Here is a 14893-nt window from a genome sequence, read left to right as displayed (position 1 = left end):
GAGCGTGGGGCTTGAAGGGCGCGTGCGGGACGGAGCGAATCCTCGTCTCGAAGGTGCCCGACCTCAAGGGTCCGGCAACGAATTCATGGCGGACAATCGTGACGCGGTGCGTTCTGCAATCGGATTGAAATAAGATTGCGGGTAAAGACTTGCATTACCCGTGCGTGTCATTGCGCGTCATGTGCCCTGTTTCATGGGCTCACTCGCGGGCGCGCGGCCCGTCCGGCGCCCCTCACGGCGAGTGTTGGTGTCCCTGAGACTCGGGGTGGATAAAACTCCCACCCTCCGTTCGGAGGGGGACGCTGTGGAAGGGGTTGCTGCCTCTGGGAGTTGCTGGGGCGATGCGGGTCCGGGGCTCTGGAATGACGGGAATCGCCGTCAAGCGGACGACAGACCGTTCCTGTAGTAAGTCGCCCCCGGAACCGACTGTGGACTCTGGCGGCGGTGTCTCACCGTTCGCGCAAAAGCGAAGGAAGGGCAAACGACATGCGGAAGACGTGGCTGGTCGCGGTAATGCTGGTGCTGGCGGGCTGCCAGCAGCCGGCGAAGACGGATACGGCGTCCGGCGGTGGCGCGGGCGGGGGCAACGCCAGCAACCCGCAGACCGAGGAGCAGAAGACGCTGTACGCGCTGGGCCTCTCCATTGGCCGGAGCATCAGCGTGTTCGACATGACTCCGGAGGAGCTGGAGTACGTCAAGGCCGGTATGTCCACCCAGGTGAAGGGTGAGAAGTCGCCGGTGGACATGGAGACGTACGGTCCGAAGCTGCAGGAGCTGGCGCGCGCGCGCAGCACCCGCAAGGCGGAGAAGGAGAAGGAGAACTCGAAGAAGTTCCTGGATGAGGCCGCCAAGGAGTCCGGCGCCCAGAAGACCGAGTCCGGTCTCGTCTACAAGGAGCTGACCGCCGGCACCGGTGAGTCGCCCAAGGCGACGGACATCGTGAAGGTGCACTACAAGGGCACGCTGACCAACGGCACCGAGTTCGACAGCTCCTACAAGCGCGGCGAGCCCACGCAGTTCCCGCTCCAGGGCGTCATCAAGTGCTGGACCGAGGGTGTGCAGAAGATGAAGGTCGGCGGCAAGGCCAAGCTGACCTGCCCGTCGGACATCGCCTACGGCGACCGCGGCGCCCCGCCGAACATCCCCGGCGGCGCGGCCCTGGTGTTCGAGGTGGAGCTGCTCGAGATTGTGAAGCCTCCGGAGACTCCGGCGGGCATGCCGGGCATGCCGGGCGCTCCGCCCGCGGGCGCTCCGCAGGGGCAGGGCAAGCCGACGCCTCCTCCGGCGCCGAAGAAGTAGTCGCACCGCTCGCACGCGTGCGGCGTTGAAAGAGGGCTGGCGGGGGATGATTCCCTCCCAGCCCTCTTCGTGTTCGCGGGGCACCTTCGGACGTGCGAGCCGGTGGCGTACGGTTCCGGCCCGGAGTAGGCCGTGAGGCCTCACGCTTGGGAGGAAGCACATCATGCGCCAAAGCCTGCTGCTGCTACTGGGAGGAGCGCTGTTGCTGGGGGCCTGTGTCCACGGGACGTCCGTGGAGGTGGCGCGAGAGCCGGCGCCCACCGGGGCCGTCTCCGAGGCCGAGTTCAAGGCCATGCACACGCTGCGCACGGATGCCGCGCCGCCTCGCAAGGGGCAGGAGGTGGAGGTCGCGGGCGTGAAGATGTACCTGAGCCTCCCCGAGGGCGCGAAGGCGCCGCTGCCCGCCGTGCTCGTCATCCACGAGTGGTGGGGCCTCAACGAGCACATCCAGCACTGGGCGGACCGGCTGGCGGCCAATGGGTATGCGGCGCTCGCGGTGGACCTGTACGGCGGCAAGGTGGCCACCACGCGCGACGAGGCGATGGCGCTGGTGAAGTCGGTGGACGCGGGCCGCGCGACGGAGGTGCTGAAGGCCGCGCACGACTTCCTCCTGAAGGACGAGCGCATCCGGGCGCCGCGCACGGGGAGCCTCGGCTGGTGCTTCGGTGGAGGCTGGTCGCTGCGCGCGGCCATCGCGCTGCCGGAGTTGGACGCGGCGGTCATCTACTACGGCAACCCGGTGACGGACCCGAACGAGCTCGCCCGCATCCACGCGGCGGTGCTGGGCATCTTCGGGACGAAGGACAAGTCCATTCCGCCGGAGAAGGTCGCGGAGCTCCGGCAGGCGCTGGACGCGGCGGGCGTGCAGCACCGCATCCTGGAGTTCGACGCGGACCATGCGTTCGCCAACCCCTCGGGTGAGCGGTACGACGAGCACGCCGCGTCCACCGCGTGGCAGGAGACGTCCGCCTTCCTGGAGCAGTACCTGAAGCGCTGACGGCGTGACGGCCGGTGCGGGCCGGGCTCGCTCGGCGCGAGGTGTTGTCCACCCATCGACTGGGGAAGGGGCGCGCGGTGGAGTGTTGCTCGCGGCCCCGAGGGCTGTTTGAAGGGCGGGCTCATCCTGGAGGGCCTGGTGCTGAGGACAGCGCGCGTCGCGGTGGGGCTGTGCCTGCTGCTGTGGAGTGGACGGGTGGGCGCGGTGGACGGAGGTGTGGCGGCATCGCGCACGGACGCGGGACTCTCAGCGACGCCTCGCACCGAGGACGTCACCGTCCGGAACGGAGACGTCACCCTCGCCGGCACGTTATGGCTGCCATCGGGCGCCGCGCCTCATGCGGCCGTGGTGCTGCTGCCCGATGAAGTCCCCGGGACGCGAGGCGCGCTGGAGCCGTACTCGACGTTCCTCGTGCGGCAGGGGCTCGCGGTGCTTGCGTACGACCGGCGGGGGGCGGGTCGTTCCTCCGGAGACGCGCAGCCGTGGGTGTCCGGCATCCGCGACCTGGCGGACGATGGGCTCGCGGCGGCGAAGTTGCTCCGCGAGCGCACGGGCGTGCGGGACGTGGGGCTGATGGGCTTCGGCCGGGGCGCCTGGGTGGCCCTCCACGCGGCGGCCCGTGCGCCGGACCTTGGCTTCCTGGTGCTGGTGTCCGGCGGCGGAGGTCCGCTGTGGAAGCAGGAGGAGCACCGCCTGCGCAACGAGGCTCGTAGCAAGGGGCTCACGGGGCCGGAAGTCGTGGACCTGATGGAGCACCTGGGCACGCTCCACGACGCGCGCCTCTACGCTCCCGAGCGCGAGGAGAAGGCGCTGAAGACGCTCGACTTCCAGCTCAAGCGGGCGAAGCGCCGACGCTGGTTCTCGGTGTCGCCGCTGTCCCGCTTCGGCGACACGCCTCTTCCGCGGCTTCTCGTCATACAGCGAGCCGCGTGGAACAACGTGCTGGCCTACGACTCGACGGAGGCCCTGGCCCGGGTGCGAGTGCCCGTGCTCGCGCTGCTCGGAGAGGCGGATGAGGTGACGCCCACGCAGTCAGTGGCCCGCGCACTGTCCCAAGGCCTTCCGCGAGACGCAGGAACCCAGGTTCCTCGGGTGACGGTGAAGGTGCTGCGCGGAGCGGACCACCAGCTCGCGCGGCCACCAGACTCGAAGCCGTCGGACGACGTGTTCCCCACGTTGGAAGCCTGGCTGCACGAGCGGGGGTGACTCCTCGGCCGCGAAGGGGCGCGGAATGAAGGTTCCTTCCGCGGCTCCCGGCCTCCGGAAGGTGCCTCCCTCGGTACCCTGAGTCAGTACGGCCGCTGGCCCACGTAGTTGCCCGGCGGCGCGTAGTTGCACACCCAGAACTGCCACGTGGGGAACTGCGCGCCGAACGGCGAGTTCTTCGTGCACACCTGCGTGGCGCAGCCCACGCGCTTCGTGTTCCGCCACACGATCTGCGTGTAGTGGCCGCACTGCTCGCCCTGCGTGCACGAGTTGTTGGCGTAGTCGTAGTCCGCCACCTCGCTCGCCCAGTTCTTCACCACGCCCGCCGTGTCCCAGTAGTTCGGCGTGGCCGCGGCGATGTTCTCACCCAGGTTGCCGCGCTTGTCGTTGTGGCTGAAGTTGCAGTTGGCCGCCCAGGCCTTCGCCGTGTTCTCCGCCTGGGTGTCCCACGTCAGTGGCTCCAGCGCCGGGCTGGGCGTGGGATTCTTCGCCCCCGCCCGCACCGCGTTGTGCGCGTCCACCATGTCGCGGGCGAACTGGGACAGCGTGCCCGCGTCCGAGCCGGTGCCACCGTCCGAGGTCGTGCCCGCGTCGGACCTGGTGCCGCCGTCCGAGGTGGTTCCCCCATCGAGCGGCGCGGGCTGCTCGGAGCCGGCGTCGGACGTCTCGTCGGAGTCGGAGTCGGAGTCGGAGCCGCAGCCGATCGCCAGCCACGGCGCGAGGAGTCCCAGGGCAACGAGGTGTCGGACAGAGAGGCGTGCCATGGCCGCGATTATCCGCGCTCCCAGGGCCCGCACGTATCCCCATCTCCTGGGAAGGAACCCTCGAGTGGAAGATTCCGCCGGAGGGAGGGGCGGCCGTCCGTACGTCGGGAATCGTACGGCCATGGAGGGGGAGAGGCGCGAGGGCCGGGAGCCTGTTAATCTCCGATTTCCCCCGGAGGCGCGGATGAGCAACGACCCCCATCAGACCCGAGCGAGCAAGGTCCTCACGTCGCTCGAGGGCAATGACGAGTTCAGCGTCATGTCCATCGACCCGGACGCCCGGAAGCTGAAGGTGGAGCTGGACGGCAAGCGCGCGGCCTCGGAGGGCCGGCCGGAGCCCGTGTCCTCCGGCGTCTTCTCCCGGCTGTTCCGGCGCTTGTTCCGCGGCTGAGCGCGCCCCGTCAGTAGGGGCGCTGGCCCACCCAGTTGCCCGGCGGCGCGTAGTTGCACACCCAGAACTGCCACGTGGGGAACTGCGAGCCGAACGGCGAGTTCTTGTTGCACATCACCGTGACGCACCCCACCGAGGCCGTCTTCCTCCACACCACCTGCGTGTAGTGGCCGCACACCTTGCCCTTCTTGCAGGTGAGGCGCGTGAAGTCGTAGTCCGCCGCCTCGTCCGCCCAGCTCTTCACCACCTCGGCCGTGGTCCACGTGTCGGGCGTGGCCGCGGCGAGGTTCTCACCGAAGTCGCCGCGGTCGGGGTTGTGCTCGAACTTGCACTGCTTCGCCCAGGACGCGGCCTTCTTCGCGGCCTCGTCGGACCAGGAGAGGGGCGGCAGCGCGGGCTTCGGCGTCGGCTTCGCCTGCGCGCGCGCCTGATTGTGCGCCGCCACCATGTCCCTCGCGAGGTCCTTCGCCGGGGGCACCCCACGCGCCTTCTCCTTCGCGGTGGAGGCCGCCGGAGCGGGAGCCTTCTCGCGCGAGGCCGTCACCGTCTGCCGCTGCGGCGACACCTGCTGCCGCTGGACGCTCCGGCCCGTGGGGCCGCAGCCGAGCAGCGGCGTGAGAAGGAGCAGGGCGGACCAGCGGAGCACGCGCGAGGACGGAACCATGAAGGCGCCATGATGCGCCAGGACGGTCTTGTCTGCATGGGAAGCGTGCTCCGCCTGGAGAGGGGCGGAGGCTGGCTGCACGCTCGCCGCCTGCGCATGCCCGCGGCCCGTGCACGGGGCCGTCGTGCGGAGGCGGGTCGCGCGCGCCCCCGCGCGGAGCTGAAGCCGTGCGCGGCGGGCGGGACGTGCAGGGGCCGGCCGCACGCCCGCTTCCGCCGGCACGGCTCCGGCTACACCTTGAGGCCGGACAGCGGGCCGGTGCCGTTGTCTCCGAAGCGGGTGATGCCGGGCACGCCCATGGCCTGCATCAGGGAGATGTACAGGTTGGCGAGCGGCTCGGCGTTGTAGCGCACGTGCCGGCCCGGCGTCAGCGCACCCCCGCCGCTGCCTCCGATGAGGATGGGCAGGTTCTTGTGTTCGTGCGAGTTGCCGTCCGCGATTTCGCTCGAGAAGTACACCATCGAGTTGTCGAGCAGCGTCCGCCCGTCCGCGTCCTGCGTGCCCTTCAGGCGCTGCAGCAGGTACGAGTACTGCTCCACCTCCCACCGGTCGATGGTGGCGAGCGCGTCGTAGTTGGCCTGAATCTTCTGGTGGTGCGAGTACGTGTGGTGCCCGCCGCTCAGGCCCAGGAAGCCGTACACCTTGGGGCTGCGCGCGTTGGCCAGCATGAAGGTGACGACGCGGGTGAGGTCGCACTGGAAGGCGAGGACGATGAGGTCCATCATCGCCTTCGTCTTCACGCGCGGGTCCTCGTTGTCCCCCGGCGCCGTGCCCGGATTGCACGAGGGGCCGTCCGCTTCAATCGCCTCCACCTGCTTCTCCAAATCACGCACGCTGGTGAAGTACTCGTCCAGCTTGCGCAGGTCGGAGGTGCCGAGCTGTGGCTTCAGCGCGGTGGCGTCGTCGCGCACGAAGTCGATGATGCTCTTGCCGTACGCCTTGCGCTTCTCCACCGTGGCCTGGGTGGCGCCCGGCTCGTAGCCCGCGAAGAGCCGGTCGAAGACGGCCTTGGGGCGCGTCTCCTTGGCCACCGGCGAGGTGGGGCCGGCCCAGGCGATGTTGTTGGCATACGGGCACGCATAGCCCGAGTCGCAGTTGCCAATGCCCTTGCCGGCGTCGTTGCCCAGCTCCAGCGAGGGCAGGCGCGTGGCCCGCTGCGACGCCAGGTGCCTGGCGATGACCTGGTCCATGGAGATGCCCGCGTGGAAGTCGGTGCCCTCCGTCTTGAAGGCCTTGGTGCAGCTCAGGAAGGCGGCGGTGGCGGCGGCGTGGTGGCCGTCGCCGTCCGGGCGGCCCGGGTCATTGGCGAGGCCGCTCAGCACCAGCACGTCGCTCTTCACCGGCGCCAGCGGCTGCAGCGTGGGCGTCAGCTCCCAGTTGGCGCCGGTGGCGCCAGGCGTCCACTTGGGCATGTGGATGCCATTGGGCGTGTAGAAGACGGCCAGCCGCCGGGGCGCGGACGTCGTCGGGACGGCCCTCGCCGTGCGGGGCAGCAGGGATTCCATCACGGGGAGCGCCATCAGCGTCCCCGTGCCGCGAAGGAAGGTCCTGCGGGAGAGTTGGAACTTCTTGCTCATGGCTTCTGGGCCTCCGGCTCGCCGCGCCGCTGGGTGAAGTGGTCGCTGAGCACGACGCTGAGGATGTAGTCACTGAGGCGGCCGCCGCTGGCCTCCGCCGTGGCGGCGATTTCGCTCACCGCGCACGCGTCCTCCGGCCGCATGCCTCGGCCGAGCGCGTAGGTGAGCAGGTGCTCGGTGAGGCACGCGGGCAGCTTCGGGTCGTTCTTCACGTAGCGCCGCATGTCGTCCGCGCCCTGCAGCACGGCGCCGCTCGGCAGCTCACCCGTCGGGTCCACCGGCGCGCCGCTGACCTCCTTCAGTCGCCAGCGGCCGATGGGGTCGTAGTTCTCCAGCGCCAGGCCCAGCGGGTCCATCAGCCGGTGGCAGCCCGCGCACGCCGGCTGGCTGCGGTGCTGCGCCATGCGCTCGCGCATCGTCTGGTTGGGGTCCACCGCCGGAGGCAGGCCCTCCACGTTGGGCGGCGGCGGCGGCGGCGCGGAGCACAGCAACTGCTCCAGCACCCAGACGCCGCGCTGCACCGGCGAGGTGCGGTCCGGGTTGGACGTCACCGTCAGCAGCGCGCCCTGGCCGAAGATGCCCGCGCGCTCCGGGTGGCCGGAGAGGTCCACGCGCACCGGCGTGCTGCTGCCCGGCTTCGGCAGGCCGTAGTGCGTGGCCAGCTTGTCATTCACGTACGTGAAGGGCGCGTCGATGAGGTCCTTCAGCTTGTGGTCGCCGGTGACGAACTCGCGGAAGACGAGCTGTGTCTCCTGGCGCATGGCCGAGCGCAGGTCCTCGTTGAAGGCGCCGTAGAGCGTCTTGTCCGGCTCGGCGGAGTCCAGCGCGCGCGTGTAGAGCCACTGGCCGGCGAAGTTCTCCACCAGGGCGTTGGACCTGGGGTCCGCGAGCATGCGGCGCACCTGGGCCTCCAGCTCCGCGGGGTCATGCAGCTTCCCCGCTTCCGCCGCGGCGAGGAGCGTCTCGTCCGGCATGCTGCTCCACAGGAAGTAGGAGAGCCGGCTCGCCAGCTCCAGGTCGCTGAGCTTGTGCGGCGTGGTGGAGCCGGGCTCCGGGTCCCTCTCCACGCGGAAGAGGAAGTGGGGCGACACCAGCACCGAGCGCAGCGCCAGCTTCACGCCCGCCTCGGGCCCGTCGCCGTGGGCCTTGGCCAGCGCGAGGAAGCCCACCAGCCGGTCCACCTCCTCCTTCGTCACCGGCCGGCGCCAGGCGCGGCGGGCGAAGCGCGAGAGGATGTCCCGCGCGCACGGCTCGGGGTTGGTCGCGTTCAGCGCGCAGCTCCCGAAGACGCCCTTCGTCCAGGCCGTCTCCACCAGCTTCTCCGCCGCGGCGGAGTACTTCTCCATCAGCAGCGGGGACAGGCTGAGCACGTCCGCGTTGTTGTCGAAGCCGTAGCCGTGGTCGTCCGCCGGGAAGTCGCGGGCCGGCTGGGTGGTGTCGCCCAGCAGGTCGCGCACGGTGGCGTTGTACTCGGCGCGGTTGAGGCGGTGCATCGTGGTACGGCCCACGTCCAGGGGCACGTCCTCGCACTCGTTCTGCTGTTGGTTGTTCTCCGGTGGTGGCGTGACATCCGGTCCCGGAATGTCCTCGCCGGGGAGGACCCGAGCCTGGGGAATGTCGTCGCCGTTGCAGCCGGCGAGCAGCAGCGCGAAGCCCGCGCCCGCCAGCATTCGCCAGCTCCGTCCTCTTCGAAGCCTGGGTGTCACGTCCCTAACCCCCTCCACACTCGCCACGCGCTCCATGTCGCAGCGCCGCCCGGTGGTAAGCAAGACGCTCACCAACGCGATGTGCGGAGTGGTGGACGCCCCGAGCGGGGGACGGCAGGCTCACGTCCGGAATCCGTCAGCTCCCGGGCGTCTCGGACGGGACGGGAGGGAAATGGATTTCCCCTGTTGGGAAGTGCCTTCGCGGGTGGACGGGGCGCCGCATGGCTGGTGCCCTCCCGGCCGGGTGGAGTCCGTGCAGGGCGGGCAGGGAAGGCACACCGTTGATGAAGGGCGACAAGGGACAGGAAATGACACCGCGTGCCGATGAGGTCGCTGACGACTTCCAGTTGCTGGTGAGCGTTCTCCCCGGGGCCTTGCAGGCGGCGGTGCGAGCGCTGCCGCCCCAGCAGGTGCTCGAGGTGGTGATGGATTTGGGCCGCCCGCCCGAGGCGCGCCTCGTGGACCGGGTGGAGCGGCTTCGCGAGGAGCCCGTCCTCCGAGAGGATTTGGAGCACGTGCTCGCGCAGGTGGGGCCGCCGGGGGACGACAACCGCGCCGGGATTGAACGGACGCTGCACCGCGTGTCGGCCATCCGGAACCGGAAGGGCAAGGTGGTGGGCCTGACGCTACGGGTGGGGCGCGCGATTTTCGGCACCATCGACATGCTGAAGGACCTCATCGGCTCGGGGCGGAACATCCTGTTGTTGGGGCGCCCGGGCGTGGGGAAGACGACGAAGCTGCGCGAGGTGGCGCGCGTGTTGGCGGATGACCTGCGCAAGCGCGTGATGGTGGTGGACACGTCCAACGAGATTGGCGGGGACGGGGACGTGCCGCACCCGGGCATCGGCGGCGCGCGGCGGATGCAGGTGTCGCGGCCGGACCGGCAGCACGACGTGATGATTGAGGCCGTGGAGAACCACATGCCCGAGGCCATCATCGTCGACGAGATTGGCACGTCGGCGGAGGCCGCGGCGGCGCGGACGATTGCGGAGCGCGGCGTGCAGCTCGTGGCCACGGCGCACGGCAACACGCTGGAGAACCTGGTGCTGAACCCCACGCTGTCGGACCTCGTGGGCGGGGTGCACACGGTGACGCTGAGCGACGAGGAGGCGCGGCGGCGGAATACGCAGAAGACCATCAGCGAGCGCAAGGCGCCGCCGACGTTCGACATCGTGGTGGAGATGGTGAGCCGGGACGAGGTGCTGGTGCACCCGGACACGGCGGAGTCGGTGGACCGGCTGCTGGCGGGGCAGGCGGTGGGCGGCGAGCGCCGGACGCAGGACGCGGCCTCGGGACAGGTGGAGGTGCAGGAGGTGAAGGCGGCGCCGCCGTCACTGCCCTCGATGCGGCCGGGGCGCATGGCGGGGCCAGGTGTCACGCGGGGGGCGGAGAACATCCTCGCGCGGGTGCCGGGCATGGGCGGGACGACGAAGGTCTACGCGCACGCGGTGAGCAGGGATTTGCTGACGAAGGTGCTGCGGGAATTGAGCGTGGACGTGCGGCTGGTGAGCCGGCTGGACGCGGCGGACATGGTGGTGACGCTGCGCTCGCGGGCGAACGACCCGAGGCTGCGGCGCACGGCGGAGAAGTCGGGCGCGCGGGTGGAGGTGGTGAAGCGCAACAGCTCCGCGGAGCTGCGCCGCGTGCTGAAGACGGCCTTCAACGTGGTGGAGGGCGTGGACGAGGACCAGGTCCGCGAGGCGGTGGCGGAGGTGGAGCACGCGATCGAACGCGTGCTGAGCGAGGGCGTCTCGGTGCCGCTGGCGCCGAGGCCGCCGAGGCTGCGGAAGCTGCAGCACCGGCTGGTGAGCCGCTACCACCTGGAGGCGGTGAGCCACGGCAGCGAGCCGACGCGGCACCTCACCATCTACCCACTGGGCGCGGAGGTGGACGCCGCGCTCGCGCAGGAGGAGGCCGAGGGGACGGCATAGCGTTGTCGGGAGGACAGGAGGCCTCGCGGGACGAGAGACAGGTGGGAAGAGGCGCTCGGTATGAAGGGCCATGCTCGAGCGGCTCTGGCTCACCGGTATCGCCGTGCTCCTGTCCCTCTCGGGCTGCGTGTCGATTGCGGGCTCGCCGGAGGGCATCTCTCCGTCGCAGTTCCAGTTCGTGCCACTCGTGCGGGGGGAGGTGGGTGAGGTTGGCGGTTGGAAGGCAGCGAGAATCGTCATCAACCTCGCGCGCGCACAGGGTGACCCGACCTTCGTCACGTGCGCATACTCGGTGGAAGTCCCCGCGGTCCTCAACGAGACCACCATCACCGACGGCGTGGCACAGCGCGCGGCTGCGCAGGCCGCGGATGCAGCGGCTGCCGCCGTGGCTGGAGAGGGGCTTCTCTCTGCTCAGCTTTGCAACCGATTCAGACTGCAGATGGAGAAGGAGCTCGAGTTGCTCATTCGCGGCTCTCGCGTCCGGCAAGCTGACGACTGGGGAAGGCGCTGAGCGCCATGGCTGCAGTCCCTCACGCCTTGAACATGGATTGAACGGATGAGTCCTCTACCTAGCGCACCCCAGCTCATCGAACTGATTCGCCAGTACTTTCCCGCCGGGCTCCACAGCTATGACCCGGGGTACGACGACCTTCCGGAAGCGCGTCGCCTCAAGGCGTTCCGCCAGCAGGCGGCGGAGGCGGGCGATGAGCGGTGGGGCCGATTCCTGACCCGTCTTCGCGAGGCACTGCCGGAAACCCGGGCAGTGGACTGGAGCGTGCTCTTTTCCGACGACAACTGCTGGCGGGTGCGGGTCTCCCATCCGGAGAAGCTGAGCACCCCGGATGGGGGCGTCGTGTCTCGCGACGTGGTCGGTCTCATCAGCATCTTCGCGCCCGTTGCCGCGACCTACACCTCGATACACAAGAGGCTTGGGGAGCGGAACCAACCTTCGGACACCTTCTACGAGCCCGTGCCGGAGATGCATGCATTCGAAGAGACGCTGCTGGGGGTGATGCGCGCGGAACTTGGTGTGGAGCGGTTGCCCAACAAGACGCTCTTCACGCAGGTGCCGGACATCCACTGGGGCAACGGCGAGCTCGGCGAGGCCCGCATCATCGACTGCCTCTTCACCTACGACCTCTGGTGAGCACCCCCGAGGGGACGGCCTGAGTCACCGTCCCCCCGGCAGTCACCGGCGTCAGTTCCGGTCGAGGTACGTCTTGTACGCGTCGAAGCCGTAGTCGCGGCCGAGGAAGTCCTTCACCAGCTCGGCGGCGGGCTTGGAGCCACCGGGCTCCAGCACGGTGCGGCGGTACTTCATCGCCGTGGCGTGGTCCAGGAACCCGTGCTTCTCGAACTCGGACTCCAGGTCCTTCGCGATGACCAACGACCACAGGTACGTGTAGTAGGCCGCCGAATACGAATCCAGGTGCCCGAAGGCGAGCTCGAAGTGCGTGCCGTCCCGCCACTCGTGCTTGAACGGGCTCAGCTTCTTCTGCAGCGCCACCAGCGCCTGCGTCGTGTCGAAGCCCGGCTTGCGCGAGTAGTAGTCCAGGCTCAGCGCCGACAGGAACAACTGCCGGCGAGACCACAGCCCCTTTCCGAACTCCTTCGACGCCCGCAGCTTCGCCACCAGGTCCGCCGGAATCGGCTCACCCGTCTGGTGGTGCTTCGCGAACTGCGTCAGCACCTGCGCGTTGCTCGCCCACTGCTGGAGCAGCATGGACGGCGTCTCCACGAAGTCCCACTCCACGCGCGTCCCCGCGATGCCCGCCCACTTCTGGTGGCCCGCGAAGATGGCGTGCACCAGGTGGCCGAACTCGTGGAAGAACGTCTCCACCTCGTCGTACGTCATCAGCTCGCCGGCGCGCCCGAAGTTGCACACCAGCGCGGCCTCCGGGTACCGCTTGCCCGCCTGGCCCGCCACGAGGTCGAACTGCGCCGCGTGCTTGTACTTGTCGTCACGCGGGTGCATGTCCAGGTAGATGCGGCCCAGCAGCGTGCTCCCGTCGAGTACGTCGTACGCCTCCACCTCCGGGTGCCACACCTTCGCGCCGTCCACCTTGCGCCAGGTGAGTCCCCACATCTTCGCGGCGGTGTCCATGACGCCCGCCTTCACCCGTGCGTACTCGAAGTAGGGCCGCACCGCCTGCGAGTCGAACCCGAAGCGCTCCGCGCGCAGCCGGTCCTCGTAGTAGTCCTGGTCCCACGGCTCCAGCGTCTTCGCCCCGGGCACGTCCTTCTGCTTGCGCGCCAGCAGCTCCGCGAACTCCTGCTTCGCGCGAGGCTCGGTAGCCACCGCCAGCCGGTCGATGAAGTCCGCCGCCGCCTTCTGCGTGCGCGTCATCTTCGTCTCGGTGGTGTACGCGGCCCAGCTCTCGTAACCCAGCAGCGTGGCCAATTCGTACCGCTTCGCGATGAGCTGCTGGAGCACGGCCTGGTTCTTCGGGGAGGCCCGCTGACGGTACGCGCGCCACAGCTTCTCGCGCGCCTTGGTGTCCTTCGCGTACGTCATGAAGGGGAAGTAGTCCGGGTAGTTGGTCGTGATGACCACCTTGCCGTCCTTCCCGGGAGCATGGGCCTTCCGGTAGTCCTCCGGCAGGCCGTCCAGCTCCTTCGGAGAGAAGGACACGCTGCGCACGTCCTCGGCGATGTTCTTCCCGAACTCCTGCCCCAGCTTGAGGATGTCCTCGTTGAGGGCCTTCACCTTCGCGCGCGTGGCGTCGTCGCGGTCCACGCCGGCGCGGCGGAAGTCGAGCAGCGAGCGCTCCATCCAATAGCGCGTGGCCGCGTCCTCGTGGGACAGGTCCACCGCCGAGAGGGCGTCATAGACGCCGCGGTCCTGGGACAGCGCCACGTTGGCCGAGTCCACGCGCTGCTCGCACTCGCGCGCGGCGTCGCGGAAGGCGGCGTCGGGCTGCACCTCGCGGGCGAGGCTGGAGCGGTTGGTGGCCGCCGTCAGCGCGCCGGTGGCCTCGTCGTACGCGGCCAGCACGGCCTGGCCGTCCTTGCGCGCGTCGAGCGTCTTCAGCCGGGCAATCTGCGTCCGCGCCGTCTCGAGGTCCGCATCGCACGCGGCGGTGTAGGCCTGCGCGGTGCCGGAGAGCACGTCGGCCATGCGAGGCGGAGGCGGCTCGGCGGGCGCGGGAGTGGGGGCGGGAGTGGGAGCTGACGCGGGGGCCTGGGCCTGCTGGGGAGCGGGCTCGGTGGCCGCGGTGCCGTGCGAGCAGCCGGCCGCCGCGAAGGCCGCGGAGAGGGTGAGGGCGGTGAGTCTCTTCAAGGGTGGGTTCCTCCGGAGTCCATCGGAAACGCGGGAGCGTCATGCCACATCCCGCCAGCTTCCGCTCGCCGGTGGGGTGGGCGTCCGGCCCGGATGCCGTCAGCGCGCGCCGTGAGAAGCTTCACGCCGTGACGGACCGCGAGTGCCTGGAGTTCCTGCAGTGGGCCGCGCCCCGCCTGCGCCTGCGGTGGGCGGGCTTCCGCCGCACCAGCATCCGGGGACAGGTGCGCAAGCGGCTCGGTAGGAGGCTCCAGGCGTTGGGCCTTCCGGATGCCGCCGCCTACCGCGCCCGGCTGGAGGCGGACGCTGACGAGTGGGCGGTGCTCGATGCGCTCTGCCGTGTCACCATCTCCCGCTTCTACCGCGACGCGCGCGTCTTCGACGTGCTGCGGGATGTGCTGCTGCCTCCGCTGCTGGAAGCGTTGCCACCCGGAGGCACGTTCCGCGTCTGGAGTGCTGGCTGCGCTTCCGGTGAGGAGCCCTCCACGGTGGCCATCCTGTTCCGGCTCGGCCTCCAGCCCCGCTTCCCGCACGTGAGTCTGGAGTTGATTGCCACCGACGCCGACGAGGCGCTGCTCGCCCGTGCGCGCCGAGGTTGTTACCCGCGTGGCTCGCTGCGCGAGCTGCCTCCGGAGTGGACCGCGCGCGCCTTCCGCGGCACCTCGGGCACTCCCGACTCCTCCGACGCGTCAGGCTCCTCTGTCTCTGATGACGAGCCCTGCATCGACTCGGCGTACCGCGAGGGCGTCACCTTCCTCGTGCAGGACCTGCGCTCGGAGATGCCGGACGGTCCGTTCCACCTCGTGCTGTGCCGCAACGTGGCCTTCACCTACTTCGCGCCGCCGCTCCAGCTCGAGGTGCTCGCGCGGCTCGGCACGCGACTGGTGCCGGGCGGGCTGCTCGTCATCGGCGGGCATGAGTCTCTTCCGGAGCACGGAGTCGAATGGGAGCGCGCCGCGGGAGCGTTGCCCGTCTTCCGGAAGCCTTCTGGCTGAGGTGCTTCGGACCCGGTGTTGTGACGCCCCGTGAAACCTGAGTCATGTATCAGGGTTCGTGACGCGCTCCGCCTTGAGCGCTG

13 protein-coding genes are annotated in these 14893 nt (G+C 69.9%); 8 read left to right on the top strand and 5 right to left on the bottom strand.

Features of this window, described 5'->3' with window-relative positions:
* Positions 1 to 486 precede the first annotated feature (486 nt).
* The 3 genes from ACVTJA_RS49930 (at position 487) to ACVTJA_RS49920 (ending at position 3502) form a co-directional block, all read left to right on the top strand.
* Entirely contained in the window at positions 487 to 1299 is an 813-nt protein-coding gene (locus tag ACVTJA_RS49930) for an FKBP-type peptidyl-prolyl cis-trans isomerase (protein ID WP_465831664.1), read from the top strand.
* A 163-nt stretch (positions 1300 to 1462) separates the two neighbouring features.
* Entirely contained in the window at positions 1463 to 2296 is an 834-nt protein-coding gene (locus ACVTJA_RS49925) for a dienelactone hydrolase family protein (protein WP_465831663.1), read from the top strand.
* Positions 2297 to 2434: 138 nt separating this feature from the next.
* Positions 2435 to 3502 carry an alpha/beta hydrolase gene (locus tag ACVTJA_RS49920; RefSeq protein WP_465831661.1) on the top strand — a complete coding sequence of 356 codons (1068 nt, stop codon included), beginning with the start codon at positions 2435 to 2437 and terminating at the stop codon, positions 3500 to 3502.
* Between the two features lie 83 nt (positions 3503 to 3585).
* Here ACVTJA_RS49920 and ACVTJA_RS49915 read toward each other — a convergent pair whose 3' ends face one another.
* On the bottom strand, positions 3586 to 4266 hold the full coding sequence (locus ACVTJA_RS49915) for a CAP domain-containing protein (protein ID WP_465831659.1): 681 nt from the start codon (positions 4264 to 4266) through the stop codon (positions 3586 to 3588).
* A gap of 184 nt (positions 4267 to 4450) precedes the next feature.
* On the opposite strand from ACVTJA_RS49915, the gene ACVTJA_RS49910 reads away from it, so the two are divergent.
* Positions 4451 to 4657: a hypothetical protein gene (locus ACVTJA_RS49910; protein ID WP_465831658.1), complete on the top strand. Its 207-nt coding sequence runs from the start codon at positions 4451 to 4453 to the stop codon at positions 4655 to 4657.
* Positions 4658 to 4667: 10 nt separating this feature from the next.
* Here ACVTJA_RS49910 and ACVTJA_RS49905 read toward each other — a convergent pair whose 3' ends face one another.
* The 3 genes from ACVTJA_RS49905 to ACVTJA_RS49895 form a co-directional block, all read right to left on the bottom strand.
* Positions 4668 to 5321, bottom strand: coding sequence for a CAP domain-containing protein (locus tag ACVTJA_RS49905; protein WP_465831656.1), 654 nt, complete (start codon positions 5319 to 5321; stop codon positions 4668 to 4670).
* Between the two features lie 230 nt (positions 5322 to 5551).
* On the bottom strand, positions 5552 to 6898 hold the full coding sequence (locus ACVTJA_RS49900; protein WP_465831655.1) for a DUF1552 domain-containing protein: 1347 nt from the start codon (positions 6896 to 6898) through the stop codon (positions 5552 to 5554).
* The gene (locus tag ACVTJA_RS49895; RefSeq protein WP_465831653.1) at positions 6895 to 8568 is read right to left on the bottom strand and encodes a DUF1592 domain-containing protein; all 1674 of its coding nucleotides are present in this window, start codon (positions 8566 to 8568) and stop codon (positions 6895 to 6897) included. Before ACVTJA_RS49895 ends, ACVTJA_RS49900 begins: the two co-directional genes overlap by 4 nt.
* 344 nt (positions 8569 to 8912) lie before the next feature.
* On the opposite strand from ACVTJA_RS49895, the gene ACVTJA_RS49890 reads away from it, so the two are divergent.
* From ACVTJA_RS49890 to ACVTJA_RS49880, 3 genes are all read left to right on the top strand, one after another.
* On the top strand, positions 8913 to 10535 hold the full coding sequence (locus ACVTJA_RS49890) for a R3H domain-containing nucleic acid-binding protein (protein ID WP_465831652.1): 1623 nt from the start codon (positions 8913 to 8915) through the stop codon (positions 10533 to 10535).
* Positions 10536 to 10605: 70 nt separating this feature from the next.
* On the top strand, positions 10606 to 11046 hold the full coding sequence (locus ACVTJA_RS49885; RefSeq protein WP_465831650.1) for a hypothetical protein: 441 nt from the start codon (positions 10606 to 10608) through the stop codon (positions 11044 to 11046).
* 45 nt (positions 11047 to 11091) lie between these two features.
* Positions 11092 to 11682, top strand: coding sequence for a hypothetical protein (locus tag ACVTJA_RS49880; protein ID WP_465831648.1), 591 nt, complete (start codon positions 11092 to 11094; stop codon positions 11680 to 11682).
* Between the two features lie 51 nt (positions 11683 to 11733).
* On the opposite strand, the gene ACVTJA_RS49875 is transcribed toward ACVTJA_RS49880, so the two are convergent.
* Positions 11734 to 13815, bottom strand: a complete 2082-nt coding sequence (locus ACVTJA_RS49875) for a M3 family metallopeptidase (protein WP_465831647.1) — start codon at positions 13813 to 13815, stop codon at positions 11734 to 11736.
* Between the two features lie 41 nt (positions 13816 to 13856).
* Between ACVTJA_RS49875 and ACVTJA_RS49870 the strand changes: the two genes are divergently transcribed.
* The gene (locus ACVTJA_RS49870; protein WP_465831645.1) at positions 13857 to 14810 is read left to right on the top strand and encodes a CheR family methyltransferase; all 954 of its coding nucleotides are present in this window, start codon (positions 13857 to 13859) and stop codon (positions 14808 to 14810) included.
* Positions 14811 to 14893: the final 83 nt, after the last annotated feature.

It is taken from the genome of Pyxidicoccus sp. M6 (genome assembly GCF_055568925.1).
This window is presented reverse-complemented; position numbering and strand designations above follow the sequence as displayed.